The following is a 17,312-nucleotide window of genomic DNA, read 5'->3' on the forward strand; positions in this document are numbered from 1 at the left end:
GAGGCGCAGCCTTATTTGGTACAATATAACATAACAATCAAAAAAAGCCGTCAGCCGCATGCCTTTTACGCAATGTTGTATTTATGCAACACAAACCCTGCTCGACCCAGTGCGTGCAGCCGGCACCAGCCCCGAAACCAGAATTTTCATTGTCATGATGACCGGATGGAACACCGCATGACAGCCCGGCCTTACGCCTGTGGCACAAGGCGGACGGAGGTCATCATCGGCAGTCCGGTGCAGGAAGGGGATAAAAAATGTAATGGAAACTGCCAGTCAGGACCGGCAGCAGGGTTCAGTCTGGCGCGTGTTCCATGACAAGGGGGGGCAGGCGCGGGTCTTCACGCATATAGGCGTTGAGGAATGTCCTGACAGCGGAACGGGCGATGAAGGTGATGTGCGCCTCATCCGTATTGACCGGCAGTTGCATGCGCGCGCGCGCCGCGATACGCGTCTGGCACAGCGCGTAAAACTGTTCTGCCGCGAAAACGGGGTCGGGAATGTTCAGCACACCCGCATCGTTATGCTGCATAAGCCATGCGGAAAGGATGTTGATGGCCTTCTGCGGGCCATGTTTCCAGAATGTCTCCGCCAGGGCAGGAAAATTGCCTGCTTCCGAGATGATGATTCGGTTAAGCATGAGCGAAAGCGGCGATGTGAACAGGCGAACCATGGCTACGGCCAGATGGTCGAGCGATTCCGTAAGGTTTGCCCCCTCATCTATCCGGCTGAACAGAAGCGGCATCTTCTCGCATGCGCACTGTTCTACAAAGGCGGAGAACAGCGTGGCCTTGCTATCAAAATAATTGTACAATGTTCCCTTCGAGACCCCGGCATCACGTGCAATGCCCGACATGCTGGCTCCCTCGTAGCCATGTTCGGCAAAAACGCGCGCGGCACCCGCCAGTATCTGCGCGCGTTTGGCGGCCGAAGCCCCCGAAAGCACGCAATCTTCCGCCTGTACCTGACGTGGCCGGTCTGCCGTGGTGTCCATTGAAATCATCCTGCTCCCAGTAGTCGGTGCGTACTTTCGATTGACCCCGTGCGGAAAGCCGATAGGCTAGGGGACTGACCGAACTGATCGGTCATTTCAGCCATGGTAGCGAAACCATGCACTGGAATACAGATTTATATTAACCATTTCAGGCACGACAGGGGGCCGCGTTGACAGGTAGGGGAATTTCATGGCGCACGGCTGTGGTTGGGTTGTCGGTCATGACCGCCGGGTGCGCGGTTGGCCCGAATTTCCACAAGCCCACACCGTGGACACCCAAGCAGTACAACGGTCCGGCCCATATAGCAGCCAATGGCAAGGACAGCCCCGCGCAAGTTGCAAGCCAGACCACACCCGATGACCCCGATACCGCATGGTGGACCCTGTTCCACGATGCCGAACTGAACAAACTAGAACAGCGCGTGGCCACCGATAACCTTGATGTGCGCGCCTATGCCTACCGCATGGCCCAGAGCCGCGCGGAACTGCGCATTGCGGGCGCCGAGCGCTATCCCGGCCTGTCGGCCAGCGGCTCCTACGCCCGCCAGCAGTACAGCACCAAGATGCTGCAACGCATCGTGACCGATGTGGAAAGCGACCCCCAACTCGCCAACACCCCCGGCTTTTCCCAGTTTGCCCCCCAGCCCGGCGAGGCCAAGATCCCGCTGTTCAACCAGTGGCGCGACAGCGTGGATGCCACGTGGGAACTGGACCTGTGGGGCCGCGTACGCCGTGAATACGAAGCCGCTGCCGCCAACACCCAGGCCGTGAACGAAGCCCGGCGCGGCATGCTGATCTCGCGCCAGTCGGAAGTGGCGCGGGACTACATGGACCTGCGCAACACGCAGGAACAACTGCGCATTGTCATGGAAAACCGTGATGTGGCCAAATCCATGCTGGACCTGAACCAGCAGCGCTACACCAAGGGGCTGGCCAGCAATCTGGAAGTGGAGCAAGCTCGCGCGCAGTATGAAAATACGCTGGCACAGATCCCCCAGCTTGAGCAGCAGCTTGTGCTGCAGGTCAACGCGCTAAGCCTGCTCATGGGCGCGCCCCCCCGCGCGCTGTCCGATGAACTGCTGAATGCTTCTGCCATTCCGCCCGTGCCGCCACGCGTGCCCGTGGGTGTGCCTTCCGAACTGGCACGCCGCCGCCCCGATATCCGCCGCGCGGAAGCCAACCTGCATGCCGCCATCGCCCAGGTGGGCGAAGCCGTGGCCGAGTTCTACCCGCGCGTGACCATCAATGCAGGCTTTGGCTTTGAATCCCTGTCCTTCCGTGACCTGGGGTTCTGGAATGCCAAGGCATGGAATGTCGGCCCGTCCATCACGCTGCCCCTGTTTCAGGGTGGCCGCCTGCGTGGGCAGTTGGAACTGCGCAAGGCCGCCCAGAAGGAAGCGGCCATCACTTACCAGAAAACCGTGCTCGGCGCCTGGCATGACGTGGATAATGCCCTGACCGCCTATACCGATGAACAGGTCCGCCATGATGATCTGGCCCAGCGCGTGGAAGCCAGCCACCACGCGCTGGCACTGGCGCAGGACCAGTACCGCAACGGCATGGTGACCTACCTGAGCGTGCTGGATACGCAACGCCAGTACCTGGCGGCTGAATCCGACCTGACCACCAGCACGGCCACCATATCGGGCAATCTGGTACGACTGTACAATGCATTGGGCGGCGGGTGGGAAACCACCTACCCCGAACCGGTCCCCCACGCAAAACGAGGCAGCGCACCAACAGCCCACCCAGCAGTCACGCCGACCCCGCAGGCGGCCGCTGGATCACCTTCCGTGCACCAGCGGGCCTGAAAACCGCGTTAAACGCTTGGCGTGTGTGCGCCATGCTAGTATAAGCCGCCCCGTTCCCCACTGGCTGGACCAGACCCGCCACAGGGAACCATGGCGCAGGGACCAGTCATCATGATTACATTGCCCCCCGATTATCGCCCTTCGGATGATGAGGAATTCATGAATCCGCAGCAGGTGGAATATTTCCGCCTCAAGCTGCTGAAATGGCGAGCCGACCTTCTTAAGGAAGCAGACGAAACACTTGCCAGCCTGTCCGAAGGTGGCATTCACGAAGCCGACATTACCGACCGGGCCAGCGTCGAGACTGACCGCGCACTTGAACTGCGCACCCGCGACCGGGCCCGCAAGCTGATCTCCAAGATCAACCAGGCCCTGCTGCGTATTGAGGCCGGCACCTATGGCTATTGTGAGGAAACGGGCGAGCCGATCGGCCTGAAACGGCTGGAAGCCCGCCCCATCGCCACCCTGTCGATTGAGGCGCAGGAACGCCACGAACGCATGGAGCGCATCCACCGCGACGACTGACCTCGCCCCTGCCCCGGCCAGGCTCCCCAATTTGCCAAAAGGTGAGAAAAGGGGTTGCCAGCCGGGTCAGGAAAAGTTAGGAAGCGCGCATACAGTGCTGCTGTAGCTCAGTGGTAGAGCACTCCCTTGGTAAGGGAGAGGTCGACAGTTCAATCCTGTCCAGCAGCACCATTTTTTCTTTGGTTTTCAACGACTTAGCCAAAGACTTTTTTCTCCAACCTTTTGAAAATACACTAGCACAGTCCTAGCACAGGATTTTTGGGCTTAGTAAAATCAAAGGGTTAGCGGTGGAAAAGCACAGTTTTAAGCACAGCCCCGAAGCACTCTCGAAAAAAGAGTGGGTTATTTTCCAAAGGTCAGGCACACAAAACTGGTCTGTGAGATTCTCTTTGCCGGGTCAGGGCCAGATACGCGAATCGCTTAAAACAGCAGATGAAGCTGAAGCCCATAGACGCGCAGCCAAGACATATTATGCGGCATTAGCCCGTGCGGAGGCTGGCCTTGAAGCCCGCGCGAAAACAGTCACACAGGTGATAGAGGAATACGTTAAGGCCAAGAGTCCTAAAGACACTCATGCCGCCTACCTCCGCCGCTATGTGGCTGATTTTTGTGGACGTAAAGAGGCGTCACACCTAACCACAAAGACATTGAGTAATTTCATCCCGTGGCGCAAAACCTACTGGATTACTGGCCCCGGTAAGGATTGTGATTTCATCACTTACATGCGGGCTGGCAAACGGATATCCCGACCAGTTCAACGAGTCGCTCCTAGTGATGCCACCCTTTATGGGGAAATGATTGTCCTCAAAAAGTTCCTCACCTATTGCCGGGATTTCGGCTATATCGTCGCGATTCCAGTTTTAGACCGGATAAAACCGAAGGATAATGCCAGGCCCTCTTTCTCCACACCTGAAATCGAAACGCTAATGGCAACAGCCTACAGGCGTATATTAGAAGCCCAGCCGCATCCGCGCGTAAGATATGACCGCACGATGCTTTATGCCTTCATAGGCATAATGGTGGGCACAGGGATGCGGCCTACAGAGGCCCAAAAGCTGAAATGGGGGGATGTGCTTGGTTTTGACGCGAACAGCCCTTATGAGGGCCAGAAAGTCACTTTACGGGTATCAGGCAAAAACAAGCATAGGGCATTTATCCCTCAAGATAGCATCCTAACGGACCTTGGTTTGATATGGGGAATCCAGTCAACCATATGGGGTAGGCCACCTAACCCGTCTGACTACGTGTTTGCGGATGAACAAGCACAACACGTAAAGTCCTTTTCCGGGGGACTTAATGCCCTGTTAGAGGCTTGCCATCTAAAAAAGGATTACAGAGGGGCAGATAGGACAGCCTATTCCTTCCGACATTATCACATAACACATATGCTTAATATGAATGTGCCGATTTATAAATTAGCTAAAAACTGCGGGACATCCGTAGATATGATTGAGCGGTTTTATTCCCATGTGACCCTTGAAGGCATTAGGGATGACTTGAGAATCAAAACGAGTTCATTTTGACACAAAGCCCCACACAAAGGTCATGTCAGAAACACTTTTCAAAAAACGACGCATACAGAAAAATAAGAGGTGGTTGCGTTAGGAGGTCGGGCTTTTTGGATTTTACCCCTATACCCCTACAGGTTATGAGCGTTCATTCTCAAGGGATTGAACCAACACCTGGTAAAAGGTTAGGGTGTTATCACCCTTAAATTCTTCCCAAAACCCCCTATTATATATAGGGGTTTCGGGGGGTTTTTAAGGGCCATTTTGTGTGGGTAACACCTAGAGGTTGAACGCTTTTTTACTAAATAAACATAACACCTATGCTGGCCGCATATAGGTTCTACTAAATAAGAGTGAATAATCGTTCTTTAGAACCCAGAAGTCGGCCAGCCTTCTGGGTTTTTTTTAACTTCTAACAAGAAAGATTATTCAATGGCACAATACTTTAAGATAAATGCTCCATGTGGAGCCGGTAAAACTTACGCCCTCCCTCGTATTATCAACTACATACATGACAAGGACAAAATAGCTGTCATTTCTCAACCAAAGATTGACAATCTCAAGGAAACCGAAACTACATTAAGTGGCTTGGGTTTTAGTGTATTCCGCTTTGATAGTGAAAAAAATACAAGTCCTGTATCTGATATCATTGGATTTTTAAGCGGATCACCTAAAAAAACAGATATCCTTTTAGTGACCCATGCTGGTCTTATGGAAGCCATATCAGGATTAGGACACACAAACACATGCCTTGACCGCTTCGTGCTTATTATAGATGAAGCACCTGCTATTTTCGGGACTCACAACATCCAGCTAAAACAACACTTCCGATTAATAACAGACAATGTGAGTCTTGTTAATGACAAAAAAACCATTTCGGAATGTAATGTAAAAAACCCACAACCACTAAAGAAATTCAGAGATGATCAAACAAGAGATGATATTAATGCGGTAATGGGTCCAATATCAAAAATTCTACTTGACCCAACAATCGAAGTTAGCACCTTAACATCTAACTTTAAAAATCCAACAACCTCGCATTTAGAGTTTTTCTGGCATAGAACACCAGAGATTTTTGATAGTTTTAATGCGGTTATTATGATGAGTGCGGATTTTGACCAGTCCATATGTCATAATGTATGGAGTAAGAAATATAATGTCACATTTACGGATATGACCAGTAAGGTTCAGCTTAGATACGACAAACACACCAACACTGATAACACAACTATACACTTTTTTATGGCAAGGAAATATAGCAAAAAGTTAGGAAGTTCTGATAATTATAACGTCCATAACCAAATGGTTGGAATAATTGAACGTATAATTAATGGTCAAGACTGTCTTACCATTCTAAACAACGACATTAATACAGATGTTGAGGAAGCTATAAGGCTTCCGACTCATTTTATTGTTAAGAATGTAACCATTCCTAACCCGGATTCCACTTCTGTTATATCCAGTTATGTTCATGGTCTAAACCAATACCAACATATTAACAATGTAGCTTTTCTAGCGAGTCTTAATCTACCAGATCAGGCCGAAACTTATCTAATGGGGCTTGGTTTGAATGAGGTTGAAATCGAACAAGGTATCCTGTTGGCTTCAACCTATCAGGCTGTTAGTCGAACCTCTATCAGAAATCCCGACAACAACGCGGAACGCCATATCTTTGTGCCTGATTCCCGAAGTATGGATTTTCTACAAGAACGTTTCCCGCAGGCTTCCATTGTCTGTCATGAGTCTGAAATGTTTTTACCAGAAGAAAATCACGGAGGTAGACCTCCGCTTTCATCTTCAGGTGCTATGACACAAGCACAACGCGATGAACAAAAACAAGAAAGAAAACGCATTAAAGATGAATGTCAGTGGTTGTTGAATGAAATAGAGTGGAATGATTCTAGTAAATTTGATGCGTGTATAATTGATGACATAAAAACAACTGGTATTGTTAAAAGACTTGAGTTCAATGATGCGGACGAAATTATAGACTTCTTTAAAAAAGAAGAAAACTTTACATCATATGATAAAAAAACACCCAATCGTTTGATTTGGCCTGCCTTGGTTGATACTAATCCTTTAGATTCAGGGACAAGGTTTGGAAAAAACAACGTGTTGTTTTCTTCATTCATTATGTTGGACAAGGATGAAGGGTATCCCGGTCATGACATGACTATGGATGATTTCAGGCAAACATTCCCTGAAATCAAGATGTGTATGTATCAAACCTATTCTGGCCCCGGAAATTTCCGTGTGGTTATTCCTTTGGAACGTCCGGTTACAGGAGAAGCATGGGAGGTGCTTACCCGTGAAATCAGTCGCATAATGTATGAAAAGGGATTCAAAGATAAGGGAGGGAATCTGCCTTTTGATGACAGCAAATATAACTGTGCCAGTAAGTTTTACCTACCGAATCACGAACCAATGACGGACATGGATTTTCGTTTATATGACGGTGAAGTCCTTGATCCCTTTGATATCATAGATAAAGCCTTGGTCGTGGATAAAAAGCATAAAGACCAGCCATTAACCCCAGAGGAAAGGGTTGTTGCCCTTAATGCTTTCAAAGCAAGATTGAGTTCAGAGGGGAAAAATCAGGGCGATTATATCCAAAGCAAGATTGAGGATTTTGAATCCCTACCTGATGGGTCAGGCCGTTATGCTAAGTTTTTCGGACTAGGTTGTATTCTCGCACGTAACGGGTTCGATGAAACCGAAATCAGGGACACATTAATGGCGTGTAGATACACGGGCTTGATTGCCAAAAATAAAGCACAGAGAATTGAGAGCATTATCAAGTCCCTCCGTAAAAGGGGCCTGTTATGAGCGTTCATTCTCAAGGGATTGAACCAACACCTGGTAAAAGGTTAGGGTGTTATCACCCTTAAATTCTTCCCGAAACCCACTATTATATATAGGGGTTTCGGGGGGTTTTTAAGGGCCATTTTGTGTGGGTAACACCTAGAGGTTGAACGCCTTACTAGACCGCATTTCCATGTATTCGTTTTCGATGCGTCAGTCATATGATGAATATATCATGATAAAAAACGAAATATTATCACTTTTTCCTTGACATTAACATGTATTTTTGTTAATATTACTTTGTATTTTAGGGGATTATCCGCTGAAACCAAAGAAACAAAAATTCTGAAAGGAAAAAATGAAAGAATCTAATATCGAAAACGGGACAAGAAATCTCATAGGAGATGACTGGTCATCTCTTGACCTGGAAGAAATCAATGATGTTTCCAGTTACTATCCCGGTTGTAGGGCTTGGTTTGATGGACGCAACCAAACCATTGTTATACACGACCGGAACACGAGGCATGTTGTCAATCTTCTCTCAAAAGAGATTGACGATAAACCAGCCACGTTCTGATAAACCCAAAAACACCCTGTGTGACAAAAACACAGGGTGTTTTTGTAGCTAGCAGCTAACTTTGCCTTTCACGAAAGCCGCCCAAGGTAGACACGTGGGCGGCTTGGGATATCAGTGTCACTTTAGCCCTTGCTCTAAAGTTACTGATCGGATGTGACATTTTTGTGTAACTTTAGAATTATTTTTACATTTATGTTACATACATTTGTCAGGGTTTAAGATTCTAAAGTTACACATTCGGAGGTGGGATATGTTTATCGGCTACGCACGGACCAGCACAACGGATCAAGTGGCGGGTTTGGAAGGTCAGGTCAGAGACTTGGAAACCAAGGGTTGTGCCAAGGTGTATGCGGAACAGATATCAGCTACCTCCACCCATAGGTCAGAACTGGCAGCCTGTATGGATAACTTACGGGCTGGCGATGTGTTGGTGGTTACAAAGCCTGATCGTCTGGCCCGATCAACGGCTGATCTACTTGCTTTGGTTAAGGATATTGAAGGCAAAGATGCTGCCCTGTTGATCCTTTCAATGGGAGGACAGGAGTTAGATACCCGCAATCCGACAAGTAAGCTGATGCTAACCATGCTTGCCGCTGTGGCGGAGTTTGAACGCGATCTTATGAAGGAAAGACAGTCAGAGGGGATTGCTAAGGCTAAGGCCTTTGGCCGCTATAAAAGGCGCAAGCCCTTAGCTGATTCCATCTGTAAACAGGTTACAGAACGACATAAAGCGGGGATAGGGGCAACAGCCCTTGCCCGTGAATTGGGCATCAGTCGTATGACGGTTTATCGAATCTTACGACGCAAACATTAAAAAGTTTTCACATTACAATACGGTTAGCAACTAACTGCCAAAATGTAGCACAGTTTTATCACACACTTTTTAGTGATCAATAATATCAATGTGTTATTATGCTTTTGTCATTTTGGTAAGGGAGAGGTCGACAGTTCAATCCTGTCCAGCAGCACCATGATTTCCCTATATTTTTGATCTGTATCCCCATATTGCCTGTCTCAGGTGAACCATAGGATACACGCAGTCCACCCGCCTGTATTCAGGCTGCCCGGACATAAAAAAGGGGGCTGACGCCCCCTTTCGTTCATGCCTCATGAAATGTAACGCGCCGGTCATGATCAAACATGGCACCCAACCCGTTCGGGTCCTTGGTCAGGACCAGCAGGGCACCTGTCTCGACATCACGCACATGGAATTCAATCGCCTGCTCTGCGGCATGCAGCTTCTTGGGCGGGTCGATTTCCCTACCGTGCAGATACCAGCCCACCACCTGGTAGACGCCTTGCATGCTCTCGGTCTTCGAATTGTTCCGGTCCCACTTCCACAATGCGTAGTTCGTTCTTTTCTTTAGCTTTTTGATATTGATGCTGGGCATGGTCACGTACTCCGGTCAGCCTGTTGCAATGCCTGTCCTGTCTCATGACGCCCGCACCGGCCTCTCTGCCGGTCTCAGGCAGGTGTGCCGGAAGCCTTGTCCAGCCCAAGAGCTGCAATATCCGACGGCGGCCCAGCCAGCATGCAGGCGACGCCGGTGTTCTGGTCTACCACCATGCGGATATCCACCGGCGCCTCCCCCTCCTCAAACAGGTCGGAGGTTACGCCATAGGCCGGACGCAGTGGCTCATCATGTGCTGCATCATGGCGGACGATCTCGGTCATGATCCGGCCAAGGGCACGCTCCAGCCCATCCATGACGCGTGAAGGCGCAAGCCGGGGCTGGTCTGCTGTCTCTTCCCCGGTGCAATGCCGCTCCAGCAGCCTTGCCCACGAAGCAGTAGGGATGAACAGGGGCATGCGCGTGCCATCATTGTGACGTTCGGCATGCATGATGCGACGGGTATTGGCCAGTGCGATCACATCAATCCGAGGCAGGTCATCACCAATACGGGCCGTGATGGTATGGGAGACACCGGTCATGGGCGCATCACCCCATCAAAGCGCTCCGGCAGGGTCAGGATATCCCGTGACGACAGGGCGGACGAAATGTAGAAGCCCTGAATCCGTTCGGGTTTCATCTGCATGACCAGATCAAACTGCTCGCGGTTTTCCACGCCCTCGACCGTAACCTCCATCCTGAAGCCCTGCCCCATCTCGATCAGGCTGGACAGGACCATGCAGGCATCGGGGTTGCCGACAATGCCCGCAACCATGCTCTGGTCGATCTTGATCTGCGAGAAAGGCAGTTCGCGCAGATGGTTGAGCACGGTAATGCCCTTGCCGAAATTATCGAGTGCTATGCGAAAGCCCGAGCGCGCCAGTTCGCGCAGGTTACGGATACCCTGATCGGCCCGACGCCCGTGCAGCATCGCTTCCGTCACTTCCAGCACGAAGTTCTCGGGATGCATGTTGAAGCGCTTGAGCGATTCTTCAAGCTCGCGCTGGTAGTCATCACGGATCAGGTCCATGCGCGAGAGATTGATGGCAAGCTGGCGCTGTGGGTGACCGTTGCTGTCCCACATACGCACGTCATGGCGGAAGGCCTCGATCATGCGCGGCCCCATGGCCTGTGCCAGCCCCGCATCGGTAAACACATCCGAAAAGTCTTCCGCCGCCAGCAGGCCGCGTTCAGGGTGCTGCCAGCGCAGCAATGCCTCGATCTGGTCCGCCTGCAGCGTGCTGCAATTCAGGATGGGTTGGTAATACACCTCGAACTGGTTGCGCTCGACCCCACAACGGGCCTCACTTAATATGGAGACACGCGCCTGCGCGCGTTCGCGCAGGTTCTTGGTGAACATCTGCGACTGCTTGCCGCCCGCGCGCTTGGCGGCGTACATCGCCATGTCAGCGTTTTTCTGCACATCTTCCATCGTATCGGTGCCATCAAGCAGGACCGCGCCGATACTACCCGCCACACTGACCGTGACCGTCTCGATATCGATGGGCCGTTCCAGAATGGCCTGCAGTCGGTCCATGTACCGCTCCAGCGAGATATCTTCCAGCGTGCGATGCAGAATGACGGCGAATTCATCCCCCCCCAGTCGGCTGACCGGATCATCAGGATGGGTCAGTTCAATCAGGCGTGAGGCAATGGCCCGCAGCACGATGTCACCCGCATGGTGGCCATGCACGTCATTGATCTGCTTGAAACCATCAAGGTCGAACATGACCAGTGCCGGGGCATGCTGGCCGGTGCTGCCGGGCTCGCGGCAAAGCGCCAGTTCATCGGCCAGCGCCGTATTGAAGCCCCCGCGATTGAGCAGGCCGGTCAGGGTATCCGTCTCCGCCAGTTCACACAGGCGGTCGCGGGTATTCATGAGTTCGGTAATCTCGAAACGACTGGCGACATACCCCTGGATCACGCCCTGGCGGTCCAGCTTGGGAATGATGGTGGTGGCCACCCAATAAAGCGAACCATCCTTCGCCCGGTTGCAGATATTGCCTTGCCACAACTGTCCCGCCTGGATCGTGCGGTACAGGTCACGAAAGAAATCCGCATCATGATAGCCGGAATTGACGATCCGGTGCGTGGAGCCGATCAACTCCTCACGCGAGTACTGACTGATCTCACAGAAGAGGTCATTGACGTAAGTAATGACCCCCGCACTATCCGTAATCGCGACAATCAGGACACTATCAACCAGATCAGCCCAGAAATCCGCATCCTGATGCGTCAGGGCCCGCAGCCGATCATCATGTTGCAATGCCATTTTCCCGCCTGGAAACAATAATAAAGAGCAGACTAACGTATTTCATAAAATCAAACCGATTGCCCGGCCAGTCCACCGCCGCGCAGAACGCGCAGGAGGCAACCGGCCACAACCATACCCCTATCATGCCGAAGGAATAACGAACGATCCCTTGGCCTGGCGTTCACGGAACCATTTCTCCAGTTCGGCAGGCGGGAGCGGTCTGGCAAACAGATAGCCCTGCATTACGTCACAATGCAATTCCTCCAGAAGCCGCCACTGCTGCTCGGTCTCGACCCCTTCGGTCACGACGGTCATGCCCAGGCGCGAGCCGATGCCGATCACAGCCATGGTCACGGCCTGGGCATTGGTATCCGTTTCAAAATCATTGATGAAACTGCGGTCTATCTTGATCTCGGTCAGCGGCAGGCGCGTAAGCCGCGACAGCGAGGAATAACCAGTGCCGAAATCATCCATTGACAGCCCCACCTCCAGCCTGCGGATGGCGTGCAGCACCTCTTCGGTCTCGCTGCTGCTGTCCATCATCACACTTTCGGTAATCTCCACCGTCAACCGGTCGGGTGTCAGGCCGTGATGGCTGAGCAGATTGGCGATATATTCAGGCAGTGAGCGGTTGCGGAAATGCACGGCCGAGAGATTGACCGCAACTGTGGGCACACGCACGCCATCGCGGTCCCAGCGCACCATCTGGCTGCACGCCTCCTGCAGCGACCACCGGCCGATCGCTTCGATCTGCCCGGTTTCCTCCGCCACGGCAATGAAGCGGGAGGGATAGATGTTACCCAGTGTCGGGTGGTGCCAGCGCGACAGGGCCTCCACACCATACAGGCCACCGGTCATGGTTTCCACCTGCGGTTGGTAATGCAGGTTCAGCATGCCCTTGGAGAGCGAATCCCGTAGCGCCGAACCCAGCATCAGGCGCTCCTGCGCCACCAGGTTCTTCTCATGGCCTGCAAAGCGGTACAGGCCGCGCCCGTCTTCCTTGGCCTGCCGGGCGGCGGCATCGGCAAGGCTGAGCAGGGATTCGCTGTCCGGCCCGTTTTCGGGAAAGGTGCTTATGCCTACACAACACGAGATGGTGAGGGTGTTCTCCTCGACCTGCAGTGGCTTTGCGATGGCATTGATCAGCTTTTCGGCAAACTGTTCGGCCTTGGCATGCGAACAGTCGGGCACGATAATGATGAACTCATCCCCACCCGAACGGCTGACGATGTATTCATCATTGACCAGCGCACGGATACGCCGCCCGATCTCAATGAGGAAACGGTCAGCATTCACATGGCCCAGAGCGTCGTTGATATCGCGGAAGCGGTCAATATCCACCATGAACAGCGAGAACTGACTGTCACCACCGCGCATGATCAGGCGCTCGATGACATTATGCAGCGACGTACGGTTAAGCAGACCGGTCAGGCTGTCGAAATTGGAAAGCTGGGCGATATGCTGGCGCGTCTCGTTCTGTTCGATCGCCAACGCGCAGAATGGCATGGACGTGGTAACTACGCGCTTCGGCCATGCCAGGTCGGCTTCATCGCCACGCAGGTAGAGGGCAAAAATCCCCATGACCTGACCGGTGCGTGAGATGATGGCCGACGAGCAGCACCACTGCAGTCCCAGTGAACGGGCGAGCGAGGAATAGCCATCCCACACCAGCTTGTTGCTGCTACCCGGTTCCGTGCGGAGTAATTCGACCTGTTCGGTACTCAGTTCCATGCTGTCCAGGGCCGTACGGTACCGGTTGGGCATGCCCGGAGATGCCACAATGGACAGCCCGCGCCTTGAACGGTCAAGCAGCATGAACGCCGCGACCCCGCCCGGCACGAATCCGTCTACCCTGCGGCACAGCAGGTCGCCCATTTCCTGCACGGTCAGGTCGGCCGCAAGCGCCTGAAGCACGTCATTCTGCAAGATCAGGATCTTGCGCTGACGGCTCTGCTCCGTCACATCCTTCATGACGGCGATGTAGTAAATCTTGTGCGAATCAGCCAGTTGTACGCGGGAAATGGACAACTCCCCACACACATACTCACCGTTGGCGCGCGTGAACTCCACCTCGCGCGAGGTGCCGACAATCCGGCCTATCCCTGTCTCGCGGTTACGGTCGATGTAGCTGTCGTGCTGCGCACGCTCGGCCTGCGGCACAAGGCAGCTTACATTGCGGCCCATCACATCCGTGCGCGGCAGGCCCCATATACGCTCGGCGGCAGCGTTGAAGAGGATGATGTTGTTGTGCTCATCAATCACGACCATGGGGTCAATGGCCTGCTCCATGGCAGAAAGCAGGACATCGGCACTAATTTTCGGCTGATCCACCGTAGACTCCAGAGCATCGGCACGGCAGCCCGCGCCATGTGAGATCACTTTTCTGGCGTTGCCAGACATGGCCCCGGCCCTGTGGCGGAATGAACCCACCCGGGCCGACCACAGGCCAGCATGGACCTGTGGGTTCGTACCCAAGCCTAGTCAACACCATGCCTGCTGAACATGATATGCCTCAATCTTGACACAAACCCCTCAATCGCGGCTGCGTTCAAGATCCTGCGGCAGCATACCCGCCAGCGGACGGCAGGCGTAAGCACTTTCATTTTCCGGCTGGGCCACGTTCTGGCGCAGTTCGGCCGCGCCTGCCGCCACAGCCCGCCAGGTCGCCTGTGCCAACGCCTTGCGGCTGGGGAAATCATTGGGATCAAGTGCCGGGTGCAACAGGACCGTCGCCCGCATCGAACGCCACCGGAGCAGTTGCCAGACATGCGGGCCGAGATCCATATCCCCGTACCAGGCAAAGACCGGCCTGCGCGCGCGGTTGACCGGCAGGCCCTCCAACTGGTCATACACGACCGATATGGGCTGGATCAGCGGTGTCATGCCGGGGCGGGCGGCAATGAGCGCCGCCTCGCTGTCCGGTTCGGCCGGTGCCCGGCCCGGCGGCAGGCGTGGCGGCTTGGCAATGGCGAAAAAGGCCGACAGGAAAGGCAGTACGCGCGAACCGTCCGAGGACGTCCCCTCCGGGAACAGGATCAGGTTATCACCTTCCACCATCAACCGGTGCAGCATTTCGTCACGCTCGCGCCCGGTCGTGCTGCGCTGACGACTGACGAATATGGTCCGGCCAATGCGAGAGACCAGCCCCATGATGGGCCAGCCCTCGATATCGCCCTTGGCCACGAAATTCGATGGTAGGACAGTGCCCAACACCGGCACATCAAGCCATGTGGAATGGTTGGAAACGTAAATGACCGGCCGCTCGCCACACTGGCGGGCCTTGCGGCCACCAACACCCCCTGCCCTGCGCCCCACAACCCGGATGCGCAGCGACAGCAGCAGGCACAACCCGCCCCAGACCATGCGCGTCCACCGGATCTTGGCGGTACCGGGCACCAGCAGCAGCACGGCCTCGAAACCGACCGACAGCGGCACCCATACGGTAATGGCCGCAAGCCTGCCCACCGCGCGCGCGGTACGCACGCATTCACGCACCCTCCCCGAGGGCATAACCGTCACGGTGGCAATCGCATGGGCCGCATCCGAACCGGATTCGGGCGCGATCACCTGCCGCGCGGCACGTGACACGGACCGGGACTGGACAGGTGATGATGAACGGCGCCGGATGAAACGGCGGATGAAATCGGCGATCATGCGCCTATCCATAGACCGTCATCAGGGCGTGCGACAATATGGAGCAACCGGAGCAGAGGGCTGGCGTGCCCTGCGCGCAACGCCTCCGCCGTATTCGTCCATCCCCAGCCTGCCCCGGATTGACCGACGCATGGCATGGCGGCTGGTGACCTGGCACAGATGGGGCAGAAACGGATGCTCAGCCGTAGCGCACGGACGGACGGGCCAGCAGCCTGTCGGCCATGACACCGAACAGCAGGCCAAGACTGCCCCACAGTACAAGCTGCATGCCCAGGGCCGCCTCACGGAAGCGCCACAGCACGATGGCGGGAAAATTGTCCGGCACTTCGTTAATGTCGGGCAACACCACCTGCAGCAGCGCCACCAGCACCACAAAAAGAGCCGCGCCACACAGCGACCCGCCCCAGTTGCCCAGACGGCGCGCGCACTGACGTCCCGCCAGCACGGCCAGTGTCAGCGCGCAGAGCGAGAAGATGATCATTTCAAAATATGTTATGGTACGCATGCCGATGGTTTCCGGCTGCCCCACGGCAGGAGGGTTGGCCGGATATTTAAGGTCCGGTACCAACACCACGGCTAGGAATCCTGCCCCCGCCAGCAGGAGAGCGAGCATACGCGGCGAAAACCGGCCCAGCCGCCCGTAGGCTGCGGCAAAGACAAGTGAGAACAGCCCGCCATAGGCGGCGCCATACATGATGGCGGCTGTCAGCATGCCGAAGGAAGCCTGTACACCACGGCTGACCAGTTCCGGCTCCGGTGCCTCGCCGGCGGCGGCATCCATGGCGGATTCAAAAGCGATGGCCAGATTGACCTGGGGTTCACCGAACACGCGAGCAAAAAGGAAGGCCAGACAGGCGGCGAGAATGCCTGCCAGCATGCCACGCAGCAGAAGGCGTCCTGCCATCAGGCTACACCATGGCGTACGGAAGGAATGGGAAAAGACATGGTTCAGATCTCCTGTCGGGAAAACGCGTCCCGTAGCGGAATGGTAATTCATATCCGCTGAAGAGGTCTGACTCCCGCATGCATGCGGTATACAGTGGCGCGACCGTACCGGGTTCCCACCGGCTTCTCCTCTGCGGATGACGCAAGGCCAGTCAATAGCGCCACCAGCCCCCGAGTCAAATACATAAAAGGCGGCTAGCCTATTTTACCGCAGTTGGCAGGGAGACCGGGCTGGCATGGTCGTGTGCTGCATGCCACTGACGCAGCGCATCGAGCGTCTTGCTAACATGGTCGCTGGGGGAAAGCGCGCTGTAAGCATAGATCACCTTGCCATCGGGTGCTATGACATAGGATGTACGACTGGCGCGGTTGAGCAGGGGCAGGCGGCTGTCATACATCCGCGCGATCTGGCCCTGCGGGTCTGCCGCAACGGGAAAACGACCATGCCCCTCACTGACCGAAAAACGGTCGAGTGTCGGCATGTCATCAGTGGAAACTCCGATGACCGAAGCACCCAGCGCCTTGTACTGGTCCATCGCATCGGCAAAGTCATGGGCTTCGATGGTGCAACCGCGGGTAAAGGCAGCGGGATAGAAATAGAGCACAACCGGCCCCTGCCGCAGCGCATCAGCCAGATGGAAACTGAACTCGCTGCCATTACGCGTAGCCTGTGCATTGAACAGAGGTGCCTGGCTGCCTACGGGAAGCGCTGCCCGCGCGGGAGAAAAACAGACGAAGCCCGCAAAGGCCATGATACCCAACAGCGGCAGGCATAGCCCCGGCAGGGACCAGCGTGGACGCCTGTAAAAATATCTCATATTTCCTCACACCCTGAAAGCAGGGTCCATACC

14 protein-coding genes and 1 tRNA gene are annotated in these 17,312 nt (G+C 54.4%); 7 read left to right on the plus strand and 8 right to left on the minus strand.

Features of this window, described 5'->3' with window-relative positions; translation table 11 throughout:
- Positions 1–295 precede the first annotated feature (295 nt).
- Complete coding sequence (locus GLX_RS07545) at positions 296–994, minus strand: TetR/AcrR family transcriptional regulator (protein WP_050856098.1); 699 nt, start codon at positions 992–994, stop codon at positions 296–298.
- A 170-nt stretch (positions 995–1,164) separates the two neighbouring features.
- Here GLX_RS07545 and GLX_RS07550 point away from each other — a divergent pair, with 170 nt between their 5' ends.
- The 7 genes from GLX_RS07550 (at position 1,165) to GLX_RS07575 (ending at position 9,031) form a co-directional block, all read left to right on the plus strand.
- Positions 1,165–2,805 carry an efflux transporter outer membrane subunit gene (locus tag GLX_RS07550; RefSeq protein WP_014105393.1) on the plus strand — a complete coding sequence of 547 codons (1,641 nt, stop codon included), beginning with the start codon at positions 1,165–1,167 and terminating at the stop codon, positions 2,803–2,805.
- Between the two features lie 111 nt (positions 2,806–2,916).
- Positions 2,917–3,330, plus strand: a complete 414-nt coding sequence (dksA, locus tag GLX_RS07555) for an RNA polymerase-binding protein DksA (protein ID WP_010508899.1) — start codon at positions 2,917–2,919, stop codon at positions 3,328–3,330.
- A gap of 96 nt (positions 3,331–3,426) precedes the next feature.
- Positions 3,427–3,501 (plus strand) — tRNA-Thr (locus GLX_RS07560).
- 116 nt (positions 3,502–3,617) lie between these two features.
- Positions 3,618–4,853: a tyrosine-type recombinase/integrase gene (locus GLX_RS07565; protein ID WP_014105395.1), complete on the plus strand. Its 1,236-nt coding sequence runs from the start codon at positions 3,618–3,620 to the stop codon at positions 4,851–4,853.
- A gap of 417 nt (positions 4,854–5,270) precedes the next feature.
- The gene (locus tag GLX_RS07570) at positions 5,271–7,664 is read left to right on the plus strand and encodes a hypothetical protein (RefSeq protein ID WP_014105396.1); all 2,394 of its coding nucleotides are present in this window, start codon (positions 5,271–5,273) and stop codon (positions 7,662–7,664) included.
- 334 nt (positions 7,665–7,998) lie between these two features.
- Positions 7,999–8,217: a hypothetical protein gene (locus GLX_RS18045; RefSeq protein WP_148268552.1), complete on the plus strand. Its 219-nt coding sequence runs from the start codon at positions 7,999–8,001 to the stop codon at positions 8,215–8,217.
- A gap of 250 nt (positions 8,218–8,467) precedes the next feature.
- A complete protein-coding gene (locus GLX_RS07575) occupies positions 8,468–9,031 on the plus strand; it encodes a recombinase family protein (protein ID WP_041247264.1) in 564 nt (187 codons plus the stop codon).
- A gap of 286 nt (positions 9,032–9,317) precedes the next feature.
- Here the strand turns inward: GLX_RS07575 and GLX_RS07580 are convergent, their stop codons facing one another.
- The 7 genes from GLX_RS07580 to GLX_RS07610 all read right to left on the minus strand — a co-directional run bounded on the left by GLX_RS07580 (position 9,318) and on the right by GLX_RS07610 (position 17,279).
- Complete coding sequence (locus GLX_RS07580) at positions 9,318–9,521, minus strand: hypothetical protein (protein ID WP_148268553.1); 204 nt, start codon at positions 9,519–9,521, stop codon at positions 9,318–9,320.
- 161 nt (positions 9,522–9,682) lie between these two features.
- Positions 9,683–10,150 carry a hypothetical protein gene (locus GLX_RS07585; RefSeq protein WP_014105397.1) on the minus strand — a complete coding sequence of 156 codons (468 nt, stop codon included), beginning with the start codon at positions 10,148–10,150 and terminating at the stop codon, positions 9,683–9,685.
- Complete coding sequence (locus GLX_RS07590; RefSeq protein WP_014105398.1) at positions 10,147–11,880, minus strand: putative bifunctional diguanylate cyclase/phosphodiesterase; 1,734 nt, start codon at positions 11,878–11,880, stop codon at positions 10,147–10,149. The genes GLX_RS07585 and GLX_RS07590 overlap by 4 nt, the downstream gene beginning before the upstream one ends.
- A gap of 123 nt (positions 11,881–12,003) precedes the next feature.
- Complete coding sequence (locus GLX_RS07595; protein ID WP_014105399.1) at positions 12,004–14,262, minus strand: EAL domain-containing protein; 2,259 nt, start codon at positions 14,260–14,262, stop codon at positions 12,004–12,006.
- 132 nt (positions 14,263–14,394) lie between these two features.
- The gene (locus tag GLX_RS07600) at positions 14,395–15,516 is read right to left on the minus strand and encodes a lysophospholipid acyltransferase family protein (RefSeq protein ID WP_148268554.1); all 1,122 of its coding nucleotides are present in this window, start codon (positions 15,514–15,516) and stop codon (positions 14,395–14,397) included.
- A gap of 178 nt (positions 15,517–15,694) precedes the next feature.
- Positions 15,695–16,420 carry a CbtA family protein gene (locus GLX_RS07605; RefSeq protein WP_041247707.1) on the minus strand — a complete coding sequence of 242 codons (726 nt, stop codon included), beginning with the start codon at positions 16,418–16,420 and terminating at the stop codon, positions 15,695–15,697.
- A 241-nt stretch (positions 16,421–16,661) separates the two neighbouring features.
- Positions 16,662–17,279 (minus strand): peroxiredoxin, encoded by a 618-nt coding sequence (locus tag GLX_RS07610; protein ID WP_014105402.1) that lies wholly within the window; start codon positions 17,277–17,279, stop codon positions 16,662–16,664.
- Positions 17,280–17,312: the final 33 nt, after the last annotated feature.

The organism is Komagataeibacter medellinensis NBRC 3288, from assembly GCF_000182745.2.
GTDB lineage: Bacteria > Pseudomonadota > Alphaproteobacteria > Acetobacterales > Acetobacteraceae > Komagataeibacter > Komagataeibacter medellinensis.

Excerpts from the sequence above, each read along its gene's own strand:
- GLX_RS07610 (WP_014105402.1), bottom strand. The coding sequence starts at position 17,279 with ATGAGATATTTTTACAGGCGTCCACGCTGGTCCCTGCCGGGGCTATGC.
- GLX_RS07570 (WP_014105396.1), top strand. The coding sequence starts at position 5,271 with ATGGCACAATACTTTAAGATAAATGCTCCATGTGGAGCCGGTAAAACT.
- GLX_RS18045 (WP_148268552.1), top strand. The coding sequence starts at position 7,999 with ATGAAAGAATCTAATATCGAAAACGGGACAAGAAATCTCATAGGAGAT.
- GLX_RS07580 (WP_148268553.1), bottom strand. The coding sequence starts at position 9,521 with ATGCAAGGCGTCTACCAGGTGGTGGGCTGGTATCTGCACGGTAGGGAA.
- GLX_RS07590 (WP_014105398.1), bottom strand. The coding sequence starts at position 11,880 with ATGGCATTGCAACATGATGATCGGCTGCGGGCCCTGACGCATCAGGAT.
- GLX_RS07595 (WP_014105399.1), bottom strand. The coding sequence starts at position 14,262 with ATGTCTGGCAACGCCAGAAAAGTGATCTCACATGGCGCGGGCTGCCGT.
- GLX_RS07600 (WP_148268554.1), bottom strand. The coding sequence starts at position 15,516 with ATGATCGCCGATTTCATCCGCCGTTTCATCCGGCGCCGTTCATCATCA.
- GLX_RS07575 (WP_041247264.1), top strand. The coding sequence starts at position 8,468 with ATGTTTATCGGCTACGCACGGACCAGCACAACGGATCAAGTGGCGGGT.
- GLX_RS07605 (WP_041247707.1), bottom strand. The coding sequence starts at position 16,420 with ATGGCAGGACGCCTTCTGCTGCGTGGCATGCTGGCAGGCATTCTCGCC.
- GLX_RS07585 (WP_014105397.1), bottom strand. The coding sequence starts at position 10,150 with ATGACCGGTGTCTCCCATACCATCACGGCCCGTATTGGTGATGACCTG.
- dksA (WP_010508899.1), top strand. The coding sequence starts at position 2,917 with ATGATTACATTGCCCCCCGATTATCGCCCTTCGGATGATGAGGAATTC.
- GLX_RS07545 (WP_050856098.1), bottom strand. The coding sequence starts at position 994 with ATGGACACCACGGCAGACCGGCCACGTCAGGTACAGGCGGAAGATTGC.